Below are 22,794 nucleotides of genomic sequence, written 5' to 3' on the forward strand. Positions count from 1 at the left end.
GCAAGCTCCGTCATTTCAGTTTCTTGTTCACGTCGACCAGCAGCAACTGGATATCCTTGCGTCGGCCACTGTCGGCCAACTCCCGACCCGGGCGGGGGGGCGCTTGCAGGGCTTTCTCCAACGCCGCCTTCGCTTGAGCATAGTGCCCCTGGCGGAAAAGATGATCGCCCCAGAAGTACAGTGGGTCGATGCCGTCGGGATTGATTTTCAACGCCTGCTCCAACAGGCCTTGAGCCTTGTCTGCGTCGCCAAATCCGATGGGCCAGCCGGGCACTCGATCATACAAGGCCGCCAGGCTCGCATATGCGGAGCCTTGCAGCGCCGACGGATCCAGCGACAGCGCCTTTTCCAGATCAGCCTTGGCCTGCTTGACCTTGCTCAACGCGCCGAGGCCACCTTGGGCACCGGCCCAACTGCTGGTGACGATACCTGACCAGATCCAGGCCTCGGCAGCAGTGGGGCGCTCCTGCTTGAACTGTGCTGACTGGGCGGCCAGCTTTTCGAATGCGGCGACACGCTGGTCTTCAGGCAACTGGTACTGGATGTGTGCCCATTCCTGTTGAATGGACGCCAGGCGCTGTTGGTCCGGCGCTTCTAGCGCCCAAGCAGGCACGATGAACAATGAGAGCAGGGTAATGATCAGGGCTTTCATGGTTTGGGTTTCTCTTCAAAAGGCGTGCTGCTCAGCCGACGAATCAGCGGCAGGTGCTTGCGCAGGGAGCGGTCAACCAAGGCGGGAAGCAGACCATTGAGGCGCACGAAAAAACGTTCCGGCCAGCCGAGGTAGAGTTCTCGTTGATCGCCAGCGATCGCGCTGACAACGGCGGCAGCAACAGTCTGAGGGTCGTCCTCATTGCTTTTTAGGGCCGTATTCAAGGCGCGCGCCGCCGGCCCGTTCATCGAGGTGCGGGTCGCACGCGGGGCGACGTACAGCACACCGACTCGCGTATCCGCCAACTCTCGACGCAAGGCTTCGGAGAATCCACGCAGGGCAAACTTACTGGCGCAGTAAGTGGCATAGCCGGCGTAACCGATCGAACCAAAGGTCGAGCCGACGTTGACGATCATGGCGCGCTCGACACTGCGTAACAGCGGCAGCATCAGGCCGGTAAGCAGGATCGGCGCATGCACATTGATGTTGAGCATCGCGTCGACTTCTCGGGCAGGGAGTTGCTCCAGCATCGCGAAGTGATTGACCCCCCGCTGCATTGATCAGCAGGTTGATGCCCTCCATGGCCTGAGCTGTCATCAGGGCATGCTGACGACCGTCATGAGTCGTCAGGTCGGCTTTGACCCAGTGCAACAAGTGCGGGTACTGCTTCTGCAACGGCAGCAAGGGCTCCTGATGCCTGGATACCGCCAGCACCTCGGCGCCATGGCTGCACAAGGCTTCGGCAATGGCGAGGCCGATTCCGCCGCTGGCCCCGGTCAATACGACACGGGCTTCAGACAGACGCATGAATAGATTCCTTCTCAGGCTCGACGAGCACGGCAGGGAGTTGCCGGAACATGTCGGTATACAGCGCGTACACCATCTTGGACGCCTTGATCACCGCTGCCTGATCTTGCGGATCGTTCAGACGATCCATCAATTTGCGGTAGGTTTCCATGTGCTCGACGTCAAGGCTGCCGTGGGAACTGAGGTAACTGAAAGCAGTGGCAGGCAAGCCAAGCCGTTGTTGGATGCTACCCGCCGCATGAGTCGCTAAGGCGATGCTGGTGCCCTCCAGGACATTCACCATGCCGAACAGACCCACGGAATTGCCCCGGGCAATCAAGTCATAGAGGTAGGCGACCATCAACTCGATAGGCTGGCCCGGCGTGCCGTCACGTACCGCGTCAGCGTCAGCACCGCAGGCGCGCAGGTCGTTGAGAATCCATTGCTCGTGACCGTACTCATCTTCGATGTATTCGCACACAGCGCCGCGTAGCCATTCCAGCCGCGGGGGCAGGCGAGCGCCACAGGCCATCATCAAGGGCACGGTATGGCGCACGTGGTAATAGGCCTGTGTCAGAAACGCGGTATAGCTCTCCAGCGTCACTTGCCCAAACAGCGCATGGTGAATCACCGGCAGATTGAACAGTGCCTCGCGTTCAGTACGCGTGGCGGCTTGTAGCGTCTCGAAAAAACTCATGATGAATGATCCTCGGCTCGTGCGGGCTCGGTAAAAAGATGGTGGTAGTGCGCCAGAATGGCTTCCCGCTTGGGACGACCATTGGCGGTCGCCATGCCATTACCTGGGCTGAACGGCTGCTCTAGCCGTGTCCAGCCATGGACGCGCGCATAGTCGGGTAGCCCTTCATTGGCCATGGCGACGGTTTCGGCGATTTGCAGGTCAGTGGTTTCAGGACGCAGCGGCCAGATCAGCGCATGGTTGTGGGCCATCGCTTCGCCGTATACGAACGCCTGACCGACATGGCCGCGCTGGGTCAGCTCGGCCTCTACCCATTCAGGGCTGACGTTTCGGCCGAAGCTGGTGACGAACTGAGCCTTCTTGCGGCCGTGAAGGTGGAGGAACCCATCGGCGTCCCATTCCCCCAAATCACCGCTTGGCCACCACTGAGGGACGGGCTGCGTATCGCCGAGGTATCCCAGCATGCCGGAGCATGCAATCAAGACTTCGCCGTCTTCAGCCAAACGCAACTGGACATGTGGCAATGGCTTGCCAACACTGCCCGGACGAAGTGCCCCAGGGCGATTGAGTGCGACAACCGACGCGCATTCGGAAAGCCCGTAGCCCTCGTAAACGGGAATGCCCGCGGAGGCGGCGCGCATCAGCAGCTCATGGCTGACCTTTGCGCCTCCTACTGCAACGAAGCGCAACTCGCCGCCGTCGAACGCGCCGATCTCACAGGCCTTGACCAACAGCAGGAGCAGTTGCGGCACGAGAATCATGCTCTCAGGATGGCGGAGCTTCAGGCTAGACAGAAGCTTCGGCAGATCCACGCCACTGGCGCCGTGGATACCCAGCGTCCGCTGGCTGGGCAAACTGATCAAGGCACCGGCGTAGAGCGCGGCGTAGCAGCCGATGTTTTCCAGCAGAATGGCCAACGGTAGTAGTGAGAGATGGTGACGAGGTTCCTGCGACTCACTGGCCAGTTGCAGTTCCCGCGCGACGGACAGCACGCTGTCGGCGCTAAGGCACACGCCTTTTGGTGTGCCCGTGGTACCAGAGGTGAAAGTCAGCTTCGCCGTGCCCGGTGGGAGCGGCGAGGGCTCAGCCGCAGGCCTGACCCAGAAACCATCACGGCATTGAAAACCCGCTTGCGCCATTTCTGCCTCATGGTCGGCGCCGCCGATAACCACGTCGGCCTGACTCTGTGCAAGGCAATGAAGGCGCTGAGCGGCGGTGAAGAAGGGCGGTAGAGCAAGGCAGGCCAGCTCCTCAAACAGAATCGCCAGATCCCAGATCATCATGTCAGGCCCGTTCTCCAACGAGACTGCGACCACCTTGGCATTCAGGTCGCGCAGTCTCTGCTGGCGCAGCCGAATCTCGGCATCCAGTTCGGCGTAGTCGAGCTTGAGGTCATCGCCCCAAAGGGCATAGGCGTTTGGCTGATGGGTCGCCAGCTCTGCGATCCGCTGACGGAAAGCGCTGAGTTCAGGCGACATGGCAACTGCGCTCCAAGGTCAGTGGCAGGCCAAACCGCTCGAACACACCGCTGTGGCTCAAATGCAAGAAGCCGGAACGTATGTCCCCCACATGCACGCTGGGCTGAGTGTCGTAGTAATTGCCCCAGGCATGGCGATCATCTCCCAGCCGCATCGGGTCGGCAGCGCACAACATGACAGGGCGCAGACCCAAGCGATTGAAGCTGTTGACCAGCCCCGCATTACCCGTAAACGCTACCCATTCCAGGCCGCCCATCGCCAGTAACCAAGTGACGGTGATGATGCTGAGCCTGGCACTGCCCAGGTTGCTTGCGGCCAGGTTGCCGACCTCGACGATACCCTGGCGATCCACTGGCCGTGCCGCGTGCGCCTCGATGGCTCGCTCGATCGGCTCGTCCAGATATTGTTCCAGGAACAAAGAGCCTGAGGTCGCCGTGCGTACCCCTGCGACTGCACACAGGCTACCTGCGCCATCGTTCAGGCCGAACAGCTCAGGCATGAACTGACGGATCTCTGCGTCGTGGGCTTTGCGAAAGCGCTGCTGGATAAAGGCTTCGAAACTTTCGCGCTGCGGCTCTTGTGCCAAGGCACGATGGAGTGAGAGAGCGGGGGCTTCAGCGGTGCCGAAGCTCAGTGGTAGACAAATGTTCCAGTCCAGACCCTGCATGGGTGAGGCTCCTCCCCAGTGGTGAATGGAGGGGAGTATCGGTGCCGATTCTTAACGAAGTCTGAAGGTGAGAGAAAAGGGAGCAGGCCGCGTTCTTCAGATTGCCTTAAGACAGCTGCCGCACAGTCCGATCGCCGCCACGGCCTGTTCATCCTCTTCTTGAAAGCGAGCCCCGACATGACGTCATCAACACCGCGTTACGCCAACCTCTCCATGTATCTGCATTGGCTGATGCTTGCGCTGTTCGTCGGCGTCTATGCCTGCATCGAACTCAAAGGCCTGTCGCCACGTGGGAGCACATTGCGCTCCGCACTCCTGGGCTTGCACGGCCTGTTTGGCCTAGCAATCTTTGCGCTGGTCTGGATTCGTTTGCTCGGGCGCTTGGTATATCAGGCACCCGCGATAAGCCCCCAGCCGCCCATTTGGCAGGTTGGGCTCTCCCATTTGATGCACGCATTGCTGTATGTCCTGATGATCGCCACACCCGTATTGGCATGGCTGATGCTGGCCGCTGGAGGCAAGCCCGTGCCGTATTTCGAGTTTTTCATGCCCGCGCCTATAGCCATTGACCCCGCATTGGCCAAGCAAATCAAAGGCTGGCATGAATGGATGGGGCGTCTGGGCTATTGGCTGATCGGGCTGCATGCGGCGGCGGGTCTGTTTCATCATTACTACGTGCGCGATAACACGCTGAGGCGGATGCTGCCTCGATAGGCTCCAACCTAGGCACGCCCAATGGCATCACATCGCTCTATGGGCAAGGCGGTAAACGGTCGGTTGACCGTTGCGACCGATGCCCAGGCCGACAATGTAAGGGCTGATGGCATCGAAACCGACTTAGGTTTGAACGCTGTAGCCTGGCTCGATTTTGACCAGGTTGCCGTCGGCTACCAGGCCTTCAATGTCGGGTAGGACGATGTCTTCGCAGCGCCAATCTCAATCGGGTATCGAGATCCTTCGGCAACTGACATACAGAGGTATTCCTCCGGGTCGATGTGATTGGAGGACGGGGGGCTTGATCAAAATGAACGTCGGTCCCACTCGCGGGCACCCTTCTGCCGACTGCTTAGGCCGCACATACGCGGTGATAGCCGTGCGCGCTACGGTTTCGATGTCGTCGGCCGTTATGCCCGACCTGGCGTTCGGTTCGTCAGAGACTGAGCGCGTCGCTGGCTGTCGAGGGGGTGGCGGGCGCCGGTGATCACCAACTGCCGCTGGCAGGTTGCGGCAGGCTCAGCGTGCCGCTGTCATAAAAGCGCAGGGTGCCGAATAGCCCGCCGGCCAACTTGCCGTGCAGCTCGTAAGGCACGTTGTCCAGGCTCTGTTTCTCGGACAAACCCACCGCCTGACGCAGCGCTGCAAACGCCGAGACCGTGACCGGTACGGTGAGCACGCCTTCCGAGAACCGAGTGATCGTGCCTTTTTGATCGCTCACCCCCGATGCCAGCAGCCTGCCGTTGACGTCCAGATTCAGGGCCACGCCGTCATACTGAATGTCCGTTTCATTGGGGTTCTGCAAGCGCAGCTTGACGGCGAAGCGAATCTCGAGATCCTGCGCCGGCAATGGCTCGATGCCCACCACGTTGATGTTCAGCGGATCGCGATGAGAAAAAACCGAGCAGGCGCTCAATCCTGTCAGCAGCAGGGCAAGCAGCAGGTAACGGCTCAGGTGTCGCGGCATTCAAGCCTCCGTGGGCCGTGATGGCTGGCCCTGTCGTCAAGTCTGGCGGTTCCCTTCTGCGACCGCGCGGTTCATCAGAGGTTCTGCGTCGGCATCCTGCAAAACCCTGACGGTCGAGGCTTCCGGATCGAATTCCGTGACGTCGTCGTCGACGGCGTCTTCCGGTAAAAAAAGATTGAGGGCGATAGCGCAGAAGGCGCCCACCGTGATCGGCGACTCGAAAATGTTATGCAGCGCCTTGGGCAGTTCGCGCAGGACTTCGGGAACCGCCGCCACCCCCAACCCCATGCCCAGCGAAATGGCCACAATCAGCATGTTGCGACGGTGCAGGCCAGCCTCTGACAGGATCTTGATCCCGGCCACCGCCACCGTGCCAAACATGATCAGCGTGGCGCCGCCCAGGACCGGTTTGGGCATCAACTGCAGCACGGCGCCCACGATCGGGAACAAGCCCAACAGCACCAGGATTCCGGCAATGAAGAACGCCACGAAGCGACTGGCCACGCCGGTCAACTGAATCACCCCGTTGTTCTGGGCAAAGGTCACCATGGGCAGGCTGTTGAAGGTCGCGGCCATGGCGGAATTGAGGCCGTCGGCCAGCAGCCCCGATTTGATGCGTCTCAGGTAGGCCGGGCCGCTGACCGGTTGTTGGGAGATCATCGAGTTGGCGGTCAGGTCGCCGGCGGCTTCCAGGGGGGAAACCAGAAAGATCACGGCAATCGGGATGAACGCCACCAGATCGAAGGAAAACCCGTATTTGAACGGCACGGGAACGCTCATCAGCGGCACATCGGGCATGAGCGCGAAATCGACCCTGCCCAGTGACCAGGCGACGAGAAACCCCAGCGTCAGGCCGATGATGATGGCGCTCAGGCGCAGCACGGGCACGTTGAAGCGATTGAGAAGGACGATGGTGCCCAGCACCAACGCTGCCAGTCCCAGGTGCGTTGCCGATCCCAGGTCGGGTGCCCCGACGCCGCCCGCCATGTCGGTCATCGCGACTTTGAGCAGTGACAAGCCCATCAAGGTGATGATGGTGCCGGTCACGACCGGGGTGATCAGCTTGCGCAACTTACCGATGAACTGGCTGAGCACCACTTCGACGAACGCCGCGCAGAAGCACACGCCGAAAAGGGTCGAGAGAATTTCCTCGGGGCCACCGCCACGGCTTTTGACCAGAAACCCGGCGCTGAGGATCACGCTGAGAAACGAAAAGCTGGTGCCTTGCAGGCACAGCAGCCCTGAGCCTATCGGGCCGATGCGCTTGGCTTGAACGAAGGTGCCGAGTCCGGAAACGAACAACGCCATGCTGATCAAGTAGGGAATTTCATGGTCCAGTCCCAACGCACTGCCGACGATCAGCGTGGGCGTGATGATGCCAACGAAACTGGCCAGCACATGCTGCAGGGCGGCGAACATCGCGGCTGCGAAATGCGGTCGGTCGTCGAGTCCGTAGATCAGGTCGGTTGTGCGGTTGACTGGGCGCGAAGCGGCGCTGCGTGAGGGTGTGATCATGGTGAGCCTGCCAATTGTTTTTATTCGGTCGTGGGCTTTGCAAAAGGCGCGGTACGAACCGGAGTAGAGAAACTGTCTATCAGGTCAGGTTCTGGACTTTACGCTATGTCTACAATAATAAAAACAATTAACTCGATTATTGTGTACAAAAAACAGTTCGGATGACGCCCGCGGTGAGTCCAGTCAATAAAGCCGGAAAATGTTTCATCCGCGGGGCACCCCGCTTATGCTGTCCCCCTGAACCTCAGGCGCCAAAGTGCGTCGAACATGCCGCGTGGCCAACATTCCGCTCGCGGCGAGCCGGTGACCGACAGGGAGGTTTCAACTGAGGCGTTTCGATCCGACATGAATACGGCACCTCCCGCTCCAATGACCGATTTGCAGGTGGCAGCGATCTCCCGAGCGCTGGCCGACCAGCGACGCTATCAAATCCTGTTGCAAATCGCGGCGCATCCCGACGCCGTTCCCTGTGCAGACCTTCTCAAGGTTCACCCCATCAGCGCGGCAACCGTTTCCCATCACACCAAAGAGCTCGAGCGAGCAGGGCTGATCACCACGCTGCGCTTGGGTAAGTTCGCCAGCTTCAGAATTCAGCGGGAAACGTTGCAGGCGTATGCGCGGCAATTGATGGAAATATAAGACCGAACCGCGTTATTAACCGATAACTAATGGTTATCGAATTTTCAGGTGTTGACCCAAAGAGGCATCGCCCCCTACATTGTTTGCCTTCGCATTTTTCCATTCTCCGCCGTTCAGGCGTATCCGGAGCATTCTCATGTACCCAGACGTTCAGCTGTTCATCGATGGCCAATGGCGCGCCAGTGAAAACGGCCGCACCCTCCCTGTCATCAATCCGGCGACCGGGGAAACCTTGGGCACCGTTGCCCATGCGGACATCGTCGATCTGGACAAGGCACTGGCGGCGGCCGAGCGCGGTTTCGAAGCCTGGCGCAGTACGCCTGCGTATGAGCGCTACAAGATCATGCAAAAAGCGGCCAATCTGCTGCGCGAGCGTGTCGACGCCATTGCCAGAATCATGACCCAAGAGCAGGGCAAGCCGCTGGCAGAGGCGCGAATGGAGACCCTCTCCGCGGCCGATATCATTGACTGGCTGGCCGAGGAGGGGCGCCGTGCCTATGGGCGCCTGGTACCGTCACGCAATCCCTCGGTTGAACAAAAGGTGATCAAGGAGCCTGTTGGACCGGTCGCCGCCTTCACGCCGTGGAACTTCCCGATCAACCAAGTGGTGCGCAAACTGTCGTCCGCGTTGGCGGCCGGTTGCTCGATCATCGTCAAGGCACCGGAAGAAACCCCGGCATCGCCTGCCGAACTGATTCGTGCCTTCAGCGATGCCGGTGTTCCGGCGGGTGTGATCGGGCTGGTTTACGGGGATCCCGCACAGATTTCCAGCTACCTGATCGCGCACCCGGTGATCAAGAAAGTGACCTTCACCGGCTCCACCCCCGTCGGCAAGCAGTTGGCGGCATTGGCCGGTCAGCACATGAAGCGAGCGACCATGGAACTGGGCGGGCACGCTCCGGCACTGGTCTTCGATGACGCCGACCTGGACCTGGCGGCGCGCACGCTGGCAGGCGCCAAGTTTCGCAACGCCGGCCAAGTGTGTGTATCGCCGACGCGCATTCTGGTCCAGCGTGGGGTGTATCAGCAGTTCATCGAGAAGTTCGTGGGCCTGACGCACGAGGTCAACGTTGGCAACGGGCTGGAGCAGGGTGTGACCATGGGGCCGCTGGCCAACGAGCGGCGCGCTCCGGCGTTGACGGCGCTCATCAAGGACGCCTGCGACAAGGGCGCTACGCTGGAAGTGGGCGGCAAAGCGTTGGAGGGGGCGGGCTACTTCTTCCAGCCGACCGTCCTCAGCGGGCTGACGCGCGACATGCGTGCCATGAATGAGGAGCCGTTTGGTCCACTGGCGCTGATCGTGCCGTTCGACACCGTTGAAGAGGCTGTAAAAGAGTCCAACCGCGTACCGTTCGGTCTGGCCTCGTATGCATTCACTTCGTCCATGAAGACGGCGCACATTCTCAGTACCCGCATCGAAGCGGGGATGCTGTCGATCAACCATCAGGGCATTGGGCTGGTCGAGGTCCCATTCGGGGGGATCAAGGACTCCGGGTACGGGTCGGAAGGCGGCACCGAGGCGATCGAGGCCTACCTGAACACCAAACTGGTGACCGTATTCAACCTGTGACGCGGCCCATTACTGACGGAGCCCGGCTGCACCGGGCTCCGTGCTCGCAGCGGCGCGTCGTCGCCCCTGCATTCACCACGCCTTCTCTAACGCCAGCAGCACTGGCGAACGGCAATTAGCCCTCCCGATTCGCCAACCGTTCTTCCAGCGCAGCGAGTCGTTCCTCCAGTGCTTGCACCCGGTCCGCCAACGCCGCCTGCCCACCGCTGACCCGTTCGGCCGAATGCTGCCGAGCGGCCAGTACTGCCTCCAAGTCCGCAGGGTCGCCCAGGGCGTGCGTGTAGCGGTCTTCGCGTTGTCCCGCCTGTTTCGGAATCAGCACCGCCAGACCGCGACCAATCAGTCGATCAAGCTGATGAACCACTGCCTCCGCATCGTCGAAGTCGTGCATCCGGCTGCTGCGGGTGAGCAGTTCATTGACGGTCTGCGGGCCACGCAACAGCAGCAAACCCGTCAGAATCAGTTGTGCTGGCACCAGCTCAAGTTTCTTGTCGGCCCGTTGTTCCCAGCGGTCGGCGCGGCTGCCCATGACCAGCCGCGCCAGCTCCAGGCTTTCCAGGGCGCGCAAGCCCTGTCCGACCTGGCCTGGCGTGAGGTTCATGACCGGCTCGCGGCTGGTTTTCTGATTGCAGGCCAGCACCAGCGCGTTGAGCGTCAGGGGGTAAGATTCGGGCTGGCTGGCCTGCTTCTCGATCAGGCAGCCCAGAATGCGCACTTCGGTGCTGTTCAACTGCAGGGTGTCTGCGCTGTGGGCCTCGTGCCCGGCGTCGTTATTGGAATCCAGCTCGGTGGACATGGCCTACCCCTACGTGTTGAAAAGGCTATGAGGGTAGGGGGTGGATGAGGTAAAAGACAAGCCGCGTTCGCATGCTCGTCATGCCGATCATTGCGACTTCATCCATCAGGAACTGCCATGACCATTTCCCTTTACGCCGCCTCGATTCCGGTTTTCAAACAAATGCTCACTGCGCTGGGCGCCGTCCTGGCCAAGGGCGAAGCCCACGCTGCCGCCAAGAACATCCAGCCGGACGCACTGTTGCAGGCGCGCCTGTACCCCGACATGTTCCCCCTGGTACGCCAAGTGCAGATCGCCGTGGACTTCGCCAAGGGCGCTGGCGCGCGTCTGTCCGGCATCGAGCCGCCGAAGTACGAAGACACCGAAACCACCTTTGCCGAGCTGCAGGCTCTACTGAGCAAGGTGCTGGCCTTCCTCGACACGGTCACGCCCGAGCAGGTCAACGGCAACGAAGCGCGCGAAATCGTGTTGCGTCCGGGCACCGATAAGGAGAAGCGCCTGAACACCCAGGCGTACCTGCTGCATTATTCCCTGCCGCAATTCTTCTTCCACGTCACCACGGCTTACGACCTGCTGCGCCACAACGGCGTCGAGGTCGGCAAGCGGGATTACATCGGCTCGTTCTGAGTGACCTGCTCGCTCGTCCCATCGGGTTGAACGCCTGAACGGCTCCGCCGTCTGAACCCTTCGGACGGCGGGGTTGCCTTCAAGGGCCATCAAGCGCCCTGCCTCTCATCTGTCGTCATCCGCTCATTTCCATCGTCTGGCCCTTGCGCAAGGGTTGGCGGTACCGTCTTTCATGGAGTGTTCATGTTCTTCCCCATTTACCTGTTGTCAGCCGCCGGATTCACGGTCCTGACCACAGAGTTCGTGATCGTCGGTCTGTTGCCGGCGATCGCTCGCGACCTGGAGGTGACCATTGCGCAAGCAGGCTTGTTGGTGACCCTGTTCGCCTTCACTGTCGCCTGCTTCGGCCCTTTCCTGACCGCTTATTTTTCCCGCTTCGAGCGCAAGCGCCTGTTCATATCAGTCTTGATGCTGTTCGGCGTGGCCAACGCCGTCGCGGCGGTGGCGCCGAATATTGGCGTCATGGCCATCGCGCGATTGATCCCAGCGCTGGGGTTGCCGGTGTTCTGGGCGTTGGCCAGCGAAACGGCGGTGGATATCGCCGGCCCGGACCATGCCGGGCGCGCCATCGCCAAGATCGGCTTTGGCATCGTGTGCGCCACGGTATTCGGGATTCCGGTGGGCACGCTGGTGTCTGACGCATTCGGCTGGCGCAGTGCTTTTGCGTTGCTGTCGGTGCTGGCGTTCGCCAAGGCCTTGCTGTTGTTCATCTATCTGCCGCAGAGCGTGCACCAGCACCAGGCCTCGTTCCGCAGCCAGTTCGCCATCCTGCGCAACCGCTTGATGCAAGGCCATGTGCTGCTGTCGGTGCTGGTGTTCAGCGGTATGTTCACGGCCTACACCTACTTGGCCGACATGCTCGAACGGCTGGCCGGTTTCGATGGCGCGTTGGTGGGCTGGTGTCTGATGGGGTTCGGTGCCGTCGGGTTGCTGGGTAACTGGCTGGGCGGCCGTCTGGTGGATCGTCACCCGCTGATGGCCAGCCTCACCTTCTGTGCGTTCATGATCGGCGGCATGGTGATGGTGGTGCCAAGTATGCACTCGGTGCCTGCGCTGGCGCTGTCTTTGACCGTGTGGGGCGTGACCCAGGCGGCGTTGTTTCTGGTCAGCCATGCGCGCTTGATGAAAGCGGCGCCTCAAGCCCCTGCATTCGCCGCTTCACTGAACATTGCCGGGGCCAATCTGGGGATTGGCGCGGGGGCGCTCATCGGCGGACGGGTGATCGAGCAGTTCGGCCTGGACAAGCTGGGCTTCGCCGGGGCGGGCATCATCCTGCTGTCGATCCTGCTGGCAGGGGTGTTGATGATCGCAGAGCCGCGTCAGGCGACCTGTCAGGCCTGATCGGTGAACAGTTGGCGTCGGGCACCTTCGGTGATCGCGACGATGCCGGGGTGCTTGACCTTGCGCTCGACCGAAATCGCATAGAAGGACTCGGTCACTGCATCCGTCTGGCCGATGAGTTCCACATCGTACTGGTCCATCACTTCATCGGCGATGACGCTCGGCGCGATGAAAATCCCACTGCCGGATTTGCCAAAAGCCTTCATCAACGCGCTGTCATCGAATTCCCCGACGATCTTCGGCTGTACGTTCTGCTCGGCGAACCAGCGCATCAGCCGGTTGCGCACCACGGTGTGCTGCCCGGGAATCAGCAGGGGCGCGCCTTGCATCCCATGGGGAAAGTCGCTTCCGTAGGCCTTCGCCAGGGCGGAGGTGGCGAAAAAGCTGACCCCGCATTCGCCGAGTTTCTGGCTGTAGCCCTTGATGTCCAGGTGACTGGGCATCGGGCTGTCGGAGATCACCAGGTCCAGTCGTTGAATCGCCAGATCGGCCAGCAGGCGTTCGAGTTGATCTTCCCGACAGGTAATGCGGATCGGCTCGCTCAAGGTCATGGTCGGTGCAATCAGGCGGTAGACGATCGACTTGGGTACGACATCGGCCACGCCGACACGAAACAGCACCTGTTGCTCGTCGGGTTGCGCGCGCAGCAGGGCCTCCAGTTCGCCGCCCAGTTGAAACATCTGCTCGGCATACGGCAACGCGATGCGGCCCGTCTCGGTCAGTTCAAGCTGGCGTCCGACCCGTTTGAACAGTTCCACGCCATAGGTTTGCTCCAACAGGCTAATCTGACCACTGATGGTCTGTGGCGTCAGGTTCAGTTGCTCGCAGGCGCGCACGATGCTGCCCGTTTTGGCCACGACCCAGAAGTAGTGCAATTGGCGGTAATTGAGCATGATCGGGTCATCGTCCGGACTTCGTTAAAATCGAAGTATACGCCTGATAAATACGAATTTTCCTGAAGTATTCGTTTGCCTAGAATGCCGCCTTGTCTCCCATTACGATCTGGAACAGTGACCCATGGAATACCTTTTGGAATTGGCAGCAAGCCCTACGGCGTGGATCGCCCTCGCGACGCTGGTCGTCATGGAAATCGTCCTGGGTATCGACAACCTGATCTTCATCTCCATCCTCACCAATAAACTGCCGGTGCATCAGCGCACCAAAGCACGTCGAATCGGTATCAGCATGGCGCTGATCCTGCGTCTCGGGCTGTTGACCACGGTGGCCTGGATCGTCCAGTTGACCGAGCCGGTCATCGAGGTCTTTGGCCAGGTGTTTTCCTGGAAGGACATGATCCTGATCGCCGGTGGCCTGTTCCTGGTCTGGAAGGCGACCACGGAAATTCACCACAGCATGGACATCCAGAGCGAAGCGGAAAAGGCGGTTTCCAATACGGTGACCCTGGGCATGGCAGCGGCCATCGGACAGATTCTGATGTTGGACCTGGTGTTCTCCATCGACAGTATTGTCACGGCCGTGGGCATGACCGAGCACCTGCCGATCATGGTCATCGCAGTGATCTCGGCAGTCATTGTCATGCTGGTGGCGTCCGAGCCGCTCGCGAAATTCATCAATGACAACCCGACGGTGGTCATGCTGGCCCTGGGCTTCCTGATCATGATCGGCATGACCCTGATCGCCGAAGGGTTCGGCGCGCATGTACCGAAGGGTTATGTCTATACCGCGATGGCGTTCTCGGCCCTGATCGAGGTCTTGAACATGATGGCTCGACGCTCGAAGCAGAAACGGCTGGAGGCTGAGGCGAGCGTTCACAAGTCCTGAGGGGCAGTCGGATAAATCAAACGGTCGGGATGGGAAGCCATCGCCGACCGTTTTTCATACTGCGCGTGCAGGGTGCTCAGTGTGCAGCGGCAGGACGAGGTTTGCGCCCGCCAGGCTGCGCGGGCCGTGCTGCAGGACGGTGTTGCGGCTGTGGGTGGTGGCGACGGGAAATCCGCAGTACGCCCCACAGCATGGCGGCGGCAACGGCCAGCCACGCGGCGATCAACATCACAATGGTCATTCCGAGGCTCATACGTCCCTCCGGCTCTTCTCGCTTCGTTCTCTTTGTAACCGACAGTCTAGTCCGCCAGTTGTTTCTGAAAATTGACCGTTGGTATAAATCCATGACCGTTTTGTTCTATTGCAGGGGCTGAACTGCACATTGGCGCTATACCGCAGGGGACGACCGCTCTATGATCGGCCTCCACGCCGGGTCGCGCGATGCCCGGCACCAGACAAGTGAGTGAAGAATGTCTCGATCGGGCCTCTCGGCAACCCAATGGAAATGGTGTGCGCTGGCAATGGTGTTGGCGCTGGCAGGGTGCGCGGATCCCCATGCGTACAAGCCCGGCTACCCCGCTGAGTACAAGCGCTTGCCGGACCGGGTGGAAATCAACGCGGTGCCGTTCTTTCGTGGCAAGGCGTTCCAGAGCGCCCCCAATGCGCTGGCCAGCATGCTGACGGTGCATGGTGTGCAGACCACCCCGGGCCTGCTGGAAAAGCCGCTCAAACTGCCAGGCGCGCAAGCCTCGCTCGATCAGAGCATGTCGACCGTTGCGCGTGAGTACGGCTTCGTGGTTTACCCGGTCGATCATCAGTTTCCCGACTTGCTCGCCCAGGTCTCGGCCGGATACCCGGTCCTGGTGCGTTTCAACGAAGGTTCGCTGTGGTGGAAAGAGCAGCGCTATGGGGTGTTGGTCGGCTTCGATCAGAACAAACGCACTGTGCTGGTCTATACCGGGCTAGGGCGCATGACCGAAAGCTTCGAGGGGTTCACCTCCGACTGGAACAGTGCCGGTAACTGGGCGATCCTCGTTCAAAGCCCGCGTCAGCTTCCAGCGCCGGTCGACCGGGAACGCTGGCTCAAGGCGGCGAACGAACTGGCCCAGGCCGGGCAGGAACAGGCGGCGGGCGAAGCGGTAAAAGCCATCAACAACGCTCGGTGAGGCGCTCATGGCGCCTATAGGCAGCGCGGTTGCGGCGGCCCAGTGAGCTGGGCCACTTGCAGCCCGTGCTGCTCCTTTTGGCGGTCCTGTGCTCAGACGCCCAGGCGGTCCCGCAGGCTGTAATACCACGCACCCAATGCGGTCAGCGGCGCACGTAACAGTGTCCCGCCCGGGAACGGGTAGTGGGGCAGGGCAGCGAATGCATCGAACCGCTCGGCCTGGCCTCGCAATGCTTCGGCCAGCACCTTGCCTGCCAGGTGGGTGTAGGTCACGCCGTGGCCGCTGCAGCCCTGTGAATAATAAATGTTGTCCCCCAGGCGGCCCACCTGGGGGAGGCGCGAGAGGGTCAGCAGGAAGTTTCCGGTCCAGGCATAGTCGATCTTCACGTTCTTGAGCTGCGGGAACGCCTTTAGCATTTTCGGGCGGATGATCGCTTCGATATTCGCCGGATCCCGCGCGCCATACACCACGCCGCCACCGAAGATCAGACGCTTGTCGCCAGAGAGGCGGTAATAGTCCAGCAGGTAATTGCAGTCTTCGACGCAGTAGTCCTGCGGCAGCAGGGTGCGGGCCAGCTCGTCGCTCAGGGGCTCGGTGGTGATCACTTGGGTGCCGCAGGGCATCGATTTGGCCGCCAGTTCAGGCACCAGATTCCCGAGGTACGCGTTGCCCGCCACGATGATGAATTTGGCCCGCACCCGGCCTTGGGCAGTATGGACCACCGGATTGGCGCCGCGGTCGATGCGGATGGCGGCGGACTGTTCATAAATCGCCCCGCCCAGTGACTCCACGGCAGCCGCTTCGCCCAGTGCCAGATTCAACGGGTGAATGTGGCCGCCGCTCATGTCGAGCATGCCGCCGACGTACTGATCGCAGGCCACGACTTCACGCATGCCGGCTGCGTCCAGTAATTCCAGTTGAGTATGGCCATAGCGTTCCCAGAGCTGCTTCTGCGACGCCAGGTGGTTCATCTGTTTGCCGGTGAGGGCGGCGAATACGCCGCCGTCTTTCAAGTCGCACTGAATCTGATATTTAGCTACGCGCTCGCGAATGATCCGTCCGCCCTCGAAGGCCATCTGGCCCATCAGTTGCGCCTGCTTGGGCCCCACGGCGCGCTCGATCGCGTCGATGTCTCGGCTGTAGCTGTTGACGATCTGTCCGCCGTTTCGCCCCGATGCGCCGAAGCCGACTTTCGCCGCTTCCAGCACGGTGACCTTGAAACCGCTTTCCAACAGAAACAGCGCGCTCGACAAACCCGTATAGCCGGCGCCAATGACGCACACGTCAGTTTCGACTTCGCCCTGCAGCGCGGGGCGGTGGGGCGCAGGGTTGGCGGACGCGGCGTAATACGATTGCGGGTAAGCGGTGTTCGTCATCCTGTAGGCCCCTGTTTAATATTCTTGACGAGTGCGCCGATGCTACCCGAGATAAAACGCAGCCACCAGTGGAATTGGGGCGGTGAGGTGTCGGAAATATTTATCGGTTGAGAAGAGCGCTTGATAAAAGCCGATCGTTTTCAGTGGCTTATCGAAAATGCGCGGTTGACAGCCTGTTGAATATCCGTAGAATGCCGCCCCACAGCAGGCACGTAGCTCAGTTGGTTAGAGCACCACCTTGACATGGTGGGGGTCGTTGGTTCGAGTCCAATCGTGCCTACCAAACAAATCCGCTTTCTGCTGGCGGTAACGAAAAGGGCGATCCGAAAGGTTCGCCCTTTTTGCTTTTCTCTGGCCAAAAATGGGCAGGCCCGATTCTGGATCCAATAACCTCACTCCATCACCGTTCGACAAACGGTAGGCTGAGTCTATTGTAAAGGTGATATCACAATGACATATTTCTTGCGTCATTCACTGCCCATCGTGTGCATCAATGCGACCCTTATTGCCTCTCGTAGCAGCCTGTGCGCTGCTCAGCGGGTGCAATGGAGTGCCAACCGCTTTCAACCAGGACCCTGTTTACGATCAAGCCATTCTCGTCCATTCGGGCGGCCCGCTCCCATACCTGTTAATGGGCACGGCGGTGCAGTGGAATGAGGATTACGCTGTCACGGTCAAGCATATCCCCTACGTTCCCGGTGCCGTGTATCAAGGGCAGGGCGACGTTCAGTTCTTCCGCCACAAGGCAAACGGTGTGCCGGTGTGGCGGACCTACCGGCCAGGCGAGGCGGTCACTGCAGTGGGATACAACTCACTGTACATGTCGGTCAAGGGCAGTGGTCACGCTTTGCCCGCGATGGTGAGGCTCGATACCAAGGAAGGCAACGTCATGTACGGCACCCACGACGGCCCGACGGCCAAAGGGATGTCAGGCGGGCCGGTGTTCGCGGAAGACGGCAAGGTGGTCGGGATTACCGTGGCGTTCTTGACCCGCAGCGATCTGGCGGCGATCAAACGCCCGGATCTGGCCGATCAGCCCCGGGTGAGTATTTTCATGCCCTATGCGCAGATCAAGCGCGAATGGAACCGCTACCTGGCCCAGGCCAAACCGGTGGCGTCGGAAACCAGCCAGGTGGCCAGCCGCTGATCAGCGTTCGCGCAGTGCTTCGCGGGCGCGGTTCAGCGGCTTGATCAGGTAGTCCAGCACCGTTTTTTCACCGGTGCGGATGTCCACCGTGGCAATCATGCCCGGGACGATGGCGAACGTCTTCCCGGCCTTGTTGCGCAACACGTCTGCATCGGTGCGGATGAACACCCGGTAGTAAAAGACCTCCGGCTTCGCCTCGTCCTGAATGGTGTCCGGAGAAATGGTCACCACCTTGCCGTTCAGGCTGCCGTAGATCGAGTAGTCGTAGGCGGTGATCTTCACCTTGGCCGCCTGATCGGGATGAATGAAGGCGATGTCCCGTGGGGAAATTCGAGTCTCGATCAGCAGTTGTTCATCCTGGGGCACGATCTGCATCAATTGACCGTTGGGCGGTATCACGCCACCGATGGTATTGACCTTGATGTCCTTGACGATGCCGCGCACGGGTGAGCGAAGGGTCAGGCGCGCGAGCGAGTCGGTGCGACCGCGGATCACTGCCGCCAGGGTTTTGGCCTCGGCACTGGCTTTGGCCAGGTCTTCTCGGGCGCGCACCATGTAATCCGAACGGGCTTCGGTGGCCTTGAGTTCCAGTTCCGAACGCTGGCGGTTCAGGCGCAGCACTTCCACTTTGCTGGATGCGCCAATCCTGGCCAGGTTCTCGGTGATTTCCAGCTCACTGCGCACCAGCTTCAGCGAGCTTTGAATCCCCGCCAGCGTGTCGTCTAGGCCTTTGCGGCGGGTCTTGTAGAGTTCGGTTTCGGCGCGGATCAAATCCGGCGCATCGCTCAGCGACGGGTCGAACTTCAATGGCTGGTCGCTGACTTCGGCCTGCAAGCGGTTCAGGCTGGCCAGGGCCGCCCGGTACTTCGCCTCGCTTTCGCCCACATTGGATTCGTTCTTCACCGCATCGAGCTGCGCGAGCACCTGGCCGCGCTCGACCATCGCCCCCTCGGTGACGTTCAGTTGCTGGATGATGCCGCCCTCCATCGATTGGATGACCTGCTCGCGGGAGCTAGGGATCACCTTGCCGGTGCCGCTCGAGACTTCCACCACTTCGAACCATGCCGCCCAAGCGAAAAAACACCCCAGCATCAGCGCGCAGCCCCAGATCACGCGGGCACCGCCCACCAGTTTTCGTTCATCGCTGCCGTCCAGGTGGGACACTGGGTCGGGTAGGCGCGGTGGCTGATCGATGATGACTGCGCTCATGCCGGTGCTCCTTGCGGTTGACGCAGCCGGGCCAGGGCGGCTTCCCGATGGTCATCGATGACGATGCGGCCGTTGTCCAGCACGATGATGCGCTCCATGAGCTGGAGCACACTGACCCGATGCGTGGCGACGATCAGGGTGCGGCCGTGGCACCAGGTGGCGAGTTTCTCCAACAGGAAACGCTCGGTGATGTCGTCCAGAGATGCCGTGGGCTCATCGAGCAGCAGCACCTGCGGCTGGCGCAGCAGCAGACGCGAGAGCAACAGGCTTTGACGCTGGCCGCCCGACAACCCCAGCCCCCCTTCGAGAATCAGATGGTCCATGCCCTTGGGCAACTGCCGCACGAAGTCCAGCGCGCCAGTGACGGCCAGGGCCGCAACGATTTCCTGGTCGCTGGCCTGGCCTGCACCGAGGGTAATGTTGTCCCGCAGGGTCCCGTGGAACAGCCGCGCCTGTTGCGACATCAGCCCCACGTCACGCCGCAGGTCGGCCGGGTCCAGGTGGGCGAGGGCGATGCCGTCCAGAGTGGTTTCGCCGGTGGCGAGGTCCATGCCGCCGGCGAGGGCGTGAAGCAGCGTGGATTTACCCGCACCATTGCGGCCAAGAATGGCGATGCGCTCGCCAGGGCGAATCTTCAGGTTGATGTCGCTGAGGGCAGGGGCGGATTCCTCACTGTAGCGAAAGCCCGCCTGACGCAGTTGGAAGTCGCCGCGGATGGCAGGCAGGTGCACCCGCTGGCTGCCTTCGGGATGATCGACGGGCAGTTGCATGAGGCGGTTCAGACCTTCCAACGCGACCTTGGCCTGCTGCCAGCGGGTCAGCACATGGGTGACCTGCGCCAGGGGCGCCATCATCCGCGACGACAGGATCGAGGCCGCCACCAGGCTGCCGGTGGTCAGGTCACCGGCAATCACCATCGGCGCGCCGAACACGATGACCACCGCGAATACGCCTCCCTGGACGCTCTGGGTCCAGGCCACCAGGCTGTTGGTCAGGCCTCGCAGGCGCAAACTGCTGTCGGCGGAAGCGGCGTTGTATTGGTTCCACTGCTGCTGGAACCGCTGTTCAGCCTGCAGCGCCTTGATGTCGTCCAGCCCTTGCACACTTTCCACCAGCATCGCGTTGCGCAGCGCCGCTTCACGCATCGACGCGTTGGCCAGGCGGGCCAGACGACGTTGCGCGACGATGCCCGGCACGATCATGAGCACCACCGCCAGCAAAGGCACCAGCACAAGGGGGCCGCCAATCAGATAGAACACCAGCAGAAACAACAGGAAGAACGGCATGTCGGCCAGCGCCGTCGCCGTGCTGGAGGTGATCAGGTCGCGGATCTGCTCCAGCTCGCGCAGCTGTGAGATGAACGAACCGGTGGATTTGGGGCGCGCGGAATTGCGCAAGCGCAGAGCGTGGCCGAACACCAGGTCCGAGACGCGCAGGTCAGCGCGCTTGCCCAGCACGTCGGTCATGCGCAGACGCATGATGCGCATCACGAAGTCGAACCCCAATGCCAACAGCACGCCTCCGAAGAGTACATAGAGGGTTGGCAGCGATTCGGCCGGAATGACGCGGTCGTAGACCTGCATCGAAAACAGCACCCCGGCCATGCCTAGCAGATTGGCCACCAGCGAAGCGATCATGACGTGGGTGTAGGGGCGCAGGTCGCTGAGCACGATGCGCCGGAACCAGTGCTCATCGTAGGGCTTGATGTAGTCGTTGGTGCGCACATCGCTCAAGGGCTGGGTCGGACGCAGGATAGCGGTGCGCAGCACCTGTTCCGCCAGGGCATCGGGTTCGACCCGGCTTTGCAGGCCTTGATCGCCGCTGAAGGCGATGCCCAAATCTCCCTGTTCACCCATGCTCTCGATCACGCCGACCTGACCGTCGCGCAACTGCACCACCAGTGGCGTGCGCCAGCGGGTCAGGCTTTTGGTGTCGAAGGACGCGAACTTGACGCTCAACCCGGCCTGTCGGGCCATGTGCCGCACGCCGTCTTCGAGGCGACCTGTGGGGTGCAATGACGCCAGCCGAACACTTTCCGGTGAAACATCCAGGCGGTAGTGGCGTGCCACGTTGAGCACGGCTTCCAGCCAGGGACCGAGGTCCTGACGGGCGTCGCCAGCCGGTTGGGGGATGACGATGGGATCGGTCATGGCAGGATCTCCACGTGCTGAATGGTGCTGTGGTCGATACCGAACGCCCGGCGCAAACCGCCACTGTTGTAGAGGCAGTCGATCTGCAAACGGCGCAGGTCAGCCTGGGTGTTGGCCAGGTCGAAGCGTGACTGATGAATTTCCTGCTCGGCATTGAGCAAGTCCAGCAAGGGCCGTGTACCCAGTTCCAGGTATTGCTTGCCATACAGTTCGCGGGCTTCACTGATGCTTGTCTCGCGGAACTGCAGCGAGTCCAGTCGTCGGCTGAGCCCTGACGTCTGTGCCTGGGCTTCGGTCAGCCCCTGCCGCGCCTGGAGTTTGGCGGCGTCCTCTGCGGAGTCGGCCGCCGTCAGGGCATAGCTCGCCGCGCGGCTGCGGGCACTGATGGCACCGCCTTGATAGATCGGAACTTCCAGATTGAGAAAAATGGCCGCCTGCGTCCGATCGATGGCCGGGTTCTGGTCAGCGTAATGGTCATCCAGGTATTGATTGAGCGAGGGCTGGAGGGACAGGGTCGGATAGGCCTCTGCCTTGGCCTGGGCCAGCTCGGCCTGCGCCTGGGTGCGCTGCGCCACGGCTTGCAGGACCCCCGGCAAGGCATCGGTGATCACCGGTGCATTGCACGACTGGTTCAAGGACGGGGCGAAGTCATCGGTCACCCTGGGCGTGCTCTGTCGCCCGAGGAGGTTGGACAGCGTCTGCTGCCAGCGGGCGTACTGCGCTTTGTATTCCTGAAGCGTGGCGATCGCACCATCGACCCTGGACTGCGCCTGCACCACGTCGGAACGGGTGCTGGCACCCATGTCGCTGCGCTGGCGGGCCAACTCGACGATGTCGCCGACGCCCTTGATCTGCTCGCGGGAGATGTCCAGCAGGCGTTGGTAGCGTTGCACCTCGATGTAGGCGAATGCGGTATCCCGGCCGACCTGGTCGATGGCCAGCAGGATGCTTGCCTGGCTGCGGGCAACCTTGGCGCGCGCCGCCTCCACTGCACTGGAGACTTTGCCGAAGTCGTACAGCATCTGTTTCAGCGAAATGCTCACCGACTGGCTGCCCGCGTCGCTGCCGTAGCCACTGCTGTAGCCACCCTTGATCCCTCCGGCGATTTGCGGGTAATAACCGGCTTCGGCCACGTTGATGCCCTCGGCCTGTTGATACAAGGTGCCGACGGCCTCGGCGATGCTCGGGTGCCAGTCCACTGCCAGGCGCACGGCTTGTTGCAAGCCGAGGGTTTCCTCGCCTTGCCGGCTCATGTCCCTGCCCGATACCGAGGGCGCGTCGGGCCGGGTTACCTCGCGCGTTGCCTGGCGCTTTGCGCCGGGCGTATCCCGGGCCCGCTGCGGCTGGCTTTGCAGACGGGTCGGGCTGATGCTGCGCAGCGTGGGATCGATGTCATCCTCCGCTGCAACCTGGGTGACACATCCCTGATACAGGCCGATGGTCAGCGCGACCATCGGCCAGGTGTGGCGGCGAGCAGACTTCACGTGATTCCCTTACTGTCGGTTTGCTGGCTGT

The 22,794-nt window shown here is 61.4% G+C and carries 22 protein-coding genes, 1 tRNA gene and 1 pseudogene; 10 read left to right on the forward strand and 14 right to left on the reverse strand.

What is annotated here, in order from left to right; all coding sequences use genetic code 11:
* Positions 1-10 precede the first annotated feature (10 nt).
* The 5 genes and pseudogenes from DBP26_RS22115 to DBP26_RS22135 form a co-directional block, all read right to left on the reverse strand.
* On the reverse strand, positions 11-652 hold the full coding sequence (locus tag DBP26_RS22115; protein WP_108239656.1) for a tetratricopeptide repeat protein: 642 nt from the start codon (positions 650-652) through the stop codon (positions 11-13).
* Positions 649-1,459 (reverse strand): annotated as a pseudogene (locus tag DBP26_RS22120) (SDR family oxidoreductase). The gene DBP26_RS22115 and the pseudogene DBP26_RS22120 overlap by 4 nt, the downstream one beginning before the upstream one ends.
* Positions 1,446-2,135, reverse strand: coding sequence for an iron-containing redox enzyme family protein (locus DBP26_RS22125; protein ID WP_108239657.1), 690 nt, complete (start codon positions 2,133-2,135; stop codon positions 1,446-1,448). Before DBP26_RS22125 ends, DBP26_RS22120 begins: the two are co-directional and overlap by 14 nt.
* Positions 2,132-3,613, reverse strand: coding sequence for an AMP-binding protein (locus DBP26_RS22130; RefSeq protein ID WP_108239658.1), 1,482 nt, complete (start codon positions 3,611-3,613; stop codon positions 2,132-2,134). Before DBP26_RS22130 ends, DBP26_RS22125 begins: the two co-directional genes overlap by 4 nt.
* Positions 3,603-4,280 carry a thermostable hemolysin gene (locus DBP26_RS22135; RefSeq protein ID WP_108239659.1) on the reverse strand — a complete coding sequence of 226 codons (678 nt, stop codon included), beginning with the start codon at positions 4,278-4,280 and terminating at the stop codon, positions 3,603-3,605. Before DBP26_RS22135 ends, DBP26_RS22130 begins: the two co-directional genes overlap by 11 nt.
* Positions 4,281-4,457: 177 nt before the next feature.
* On the opposite strand from DBP26_RS22135, the gene DBP26_RS22140 reads away from it, so the two are divergent.
* A complete protein-coding gene (locus DBP26_RS22140) occupies positions 4,458-4,994 on the forward strand; it encodes a cytochrome b (RefSeq protein ID WP_108239660.1) in 537 nt (178 codons plus the stop codon).
* A 21-nt stretch (positions 4,995-5,015) separates the two neighbouring features.
* Positions 5,016-5,192 carry a hypothetical protein gene (locus DBP26_RS27005; protein WP_158541407.1) on the forward strand — a complete coding sequence of 59 codons (177 nt, stop codon included), beginning with the start codon at positions 5,016-5,018 and terminating at the stop codon, positions 5,190-5,192.
* Between the two features lie 289 nt (positions 5,193-5,481).
* Here DBP26_RS27005 and DBP26_RS22145 read toward each other — a convergent pair whose 3' ends face one another.
* Positions 5,482-5,961 carry an LEA type 2 family protein gene (locus tag DBP26_RS22145; RefSeq protein ID WP_108239661.1) on the reverse strand — a complete coding sequence of 160 codons (480 nt, stop codon included), beginning with the start codon at positions 5,959-5,961 and terminating at the stop codon, positions 5,482-5,484.
* Positions 5,962-5,997: 36 nt separating this feature from the next.
* Positions 5,998-7,476 carry a nucleobase:cation symporter-2 family protein gene (locus DBP26_RS22150; RefSeq protein ID WP_108239662.1) on the reverse strand — a complete coding sequence of 493 codons (1,479 nt, stop codon included), beginning with the start codon at positions 7,474-7,476 and terminating at the stop codon, positions 5,998-6,000.
* Positions 7,477-7,821: 345 nt separating this feature from the next.
* Here DBP26_RS22150 and DBP26_RS22155 point away from each other — a divergent pair, with 345 nt between their 5' ends.
* Together DBP26_RS22155 and DBP26_RS22160 are read left to right on the forward strand one after the other, a co-directional pair.
* Positions 7,822-8,115 (forward strand): helix-turn-helix domain-containing protein, encoded by a 294-nt coding sequence (locus DBP26_RS22155; RefSeq protein WP_108239663.1) that lies wholly within the window; start codon positions 7,822-7,824, stop codon positions 8,113-8,115.
* A gap of 136 nt (positions 8,116-8,251) precedes the next feature.
* Positions 8,252-9,685: an NAD-dependent succinate-semialdehyde dehydrogenase gene (locus DBP26_RS22160; protein ID WP_108239664.1), complete on the forward strand. Its 1,434-nt coding sequence runs from the start codon at positions 8,252-8,254 to the stop codon at positions 9,683-9,685.
* Positions 9,686-9,800: 115 nt separating this feature from the next.
* On the opposite strand, the gene DBP26_RS22165 is transcribed toward DBP26_RS22160, so the two are convergent.
* Positions 9,801-10,481 carry a DUF480 domain-containing protein gene (locus tag DBP26_RS22165; RefSeq protein ID WP_108239665.1) on the reverse strand — a complete coding sequence of 227 codons (681 nt, stop codon included), beginning with the start codon at positions 10,479-10,481 and terminating at the stop codon, positions 9,801-9,803.
* A gap of 117 nt (positions 10,482-10,598) precedes the next feature.
* On the opposite strand from DBP26_RS22165, the gene DBP26_RS22170 reads away from it, so the two are divergent.
* On the forward strand, positions 10,599-11,108 hold the full coding sequence (locus DBP26_RS22170) for a DUF1993 domain-containing protein (RefSeq protein ID WP_108239666.1): 510 nt from the start codon (positions 10,599-10,601) through the stop codon (positions 11,106-11,108).
* Between the two features lie 183 nt (positions 11,109-11,291).
* Entirely contained in the window at positions 11,292-12,449 is a 1,158-nt protein-coding gene (locus tag DBP26_RS22175; protein WP_108239667.1) for an MFS transporter, read from the forward strand.
* Here the strand turns inward: DBP26_RS22175 and nhaR are convergent.
* Entirely contained in the window at positions 12,440-13,342 is a 903-nt protein-coding gene (gene nhaR, locus DBP26_RS22180) for a transcriptional activator NhaR (RefSeq protein WP_108239668.1), read from the reverse strand. The two genes, DBP26_RS22175 and nhaR, sit on opposite strands and share 10 nt — an antisense overlap.
* A gap of 124 nt (positions 13,343-13,466) precedes the next feature.
* Here nhaR and DBP26_RS22185 point away from each other — a divergent pair, with 124 nt between their 5' ends.
* Complete coding sequence (locus DBP26_RS22185) at positions 13,467-14,231, forward strand: TerC family protein (protein WP_108239669.1); 765 nt, start codon at positions 13,467-13,469, stop codon at positions 14,229-14,231.
* 76 nt (positions 14,232-14,307) lie between these two features.
* Here DBP26_RS22185 and DBP26_RS27080 read toward each other — a convergent pair whose 3' ends face one another.
* A complete protein-coding gene (locus DBP26_RS27080) occupies positions 14,308-14,484 on the reverse strand; it encodes a hypothetical protein (RefSeq protein ID WP_177411114.1) in 177 nt (58 codons plus the stop codon).
* 268 nt (positions 14,485-14,752) lie between these two features.
* Between DBP26_RS27080 and DBP26_RS22190 the strand changes: the two genes are divergently transcribed.
* Positions 14,753-15,397 (forward strand): peptidase C39 family protein, encoded by a 645-nt coding sequence (locus DBP26_RS22190; RefSeq protein WP_256600876.1) that lies wholly within the window; start codon positions 14,753-14,755, stop codon positions 15,395-15,397.
* 92 nt (positions 15,398-15,489) lie between these two features.
* On the opposite strand, the gene DBP26_RS22195 is transcribed toward DBP26_RS22190, so the two are convergent.
* A complete protein-coding gene (locus DBP26_RS22195) occupies positions 15,490-16,773 on the reverse strand; it encodes an FAD-binding oxidoreductase (protein WP_108239671.1) in 1,284 nt (427 codons plus the stop codon).
* 206 nt (positions 16,774-16,979) lie between these two features.
* On the opposite strand from DBP26_RS22195, the gene DBP26_RS22200 reads away from it, so the two are divergent.
* Positions 16,980-17,056, forward strand: a tRNA-Val gene (locus DBP26_RS22200).
* A gap of 210 nt (positions 17,057-17,266) precedes the next feature.
* Entirely contained in the window at positions 17,267-17,920 is a 654-nt protein-coding gene (locus DBP26_RS22205; RefSeq protein WP_108239672.1) for a trypsin-like peptidase domain-containing protein, read from the forward strand.
* On the opposite strand, the gene DBP26_RS22210 is transcribed toward DBP26_RS22205, so the two are convergent.
* Genes DBP26_RS22210 through DBP26_RS22220 form a run of 3 tightly spaced genes read right to left on the reverse strand, consistent with a single transcriptional unit; the run spans position 17,921 to position 22,763 of the window.
* Positions 17,921-19,129, reverse strand: coding sequence for an HlyD family type I secretion periplasmic adaptor subunit (locus DBP26_RS22210; RefSeq protein ID WP_108239673.1), 1,209 nt, complete (start codon positions 19,127-19,129; stop codon positions 17,921-17,923).
* Entirely contained in the window at positions 19,126-21,279 is a 2,154-nt protein-coding gene (locus DBP26_RS22215) for a type I secretion system permease/ATPase (RefSeq protein ID WP_108239674.1), read from the reverse strand. The genes DBP26_RS22210 and DBP26_RS22215 overlap by 4 nt, the downstream gene beginning before the upstream one ends.
* Positions 21,276-22,763 carry a TolC family outer membrane protein gene (locus DBP26_RS22220; RefSeq protein ID WP_256600834.1) on the reverse strand — a complete coding sequence of 496 codons (1,488 nt, stop codon included), beginning with the start codon at positions 22,761-22,763 and terminating at the stop codon, positions 21,276-21,278. Before DBP26_RS22220 ends, DBP26_RS22215 begins: the two co-directional genes overlap by 4 nt.
* Between the last annotated feature and the right edge of the window lie 31 nt (positions 22,764-22,794).

Source organism: Pseudomonas sp. RIT409, from assembly GCF_003052515.2.
In the GTDB taxonomy this organism is placed as follows: domain Bacteria; phylum Pseudomonadota; class Gammaproteobacteria; order Pseudomonadales; family Pseudomonadaceae; genus Aquipseudomonas.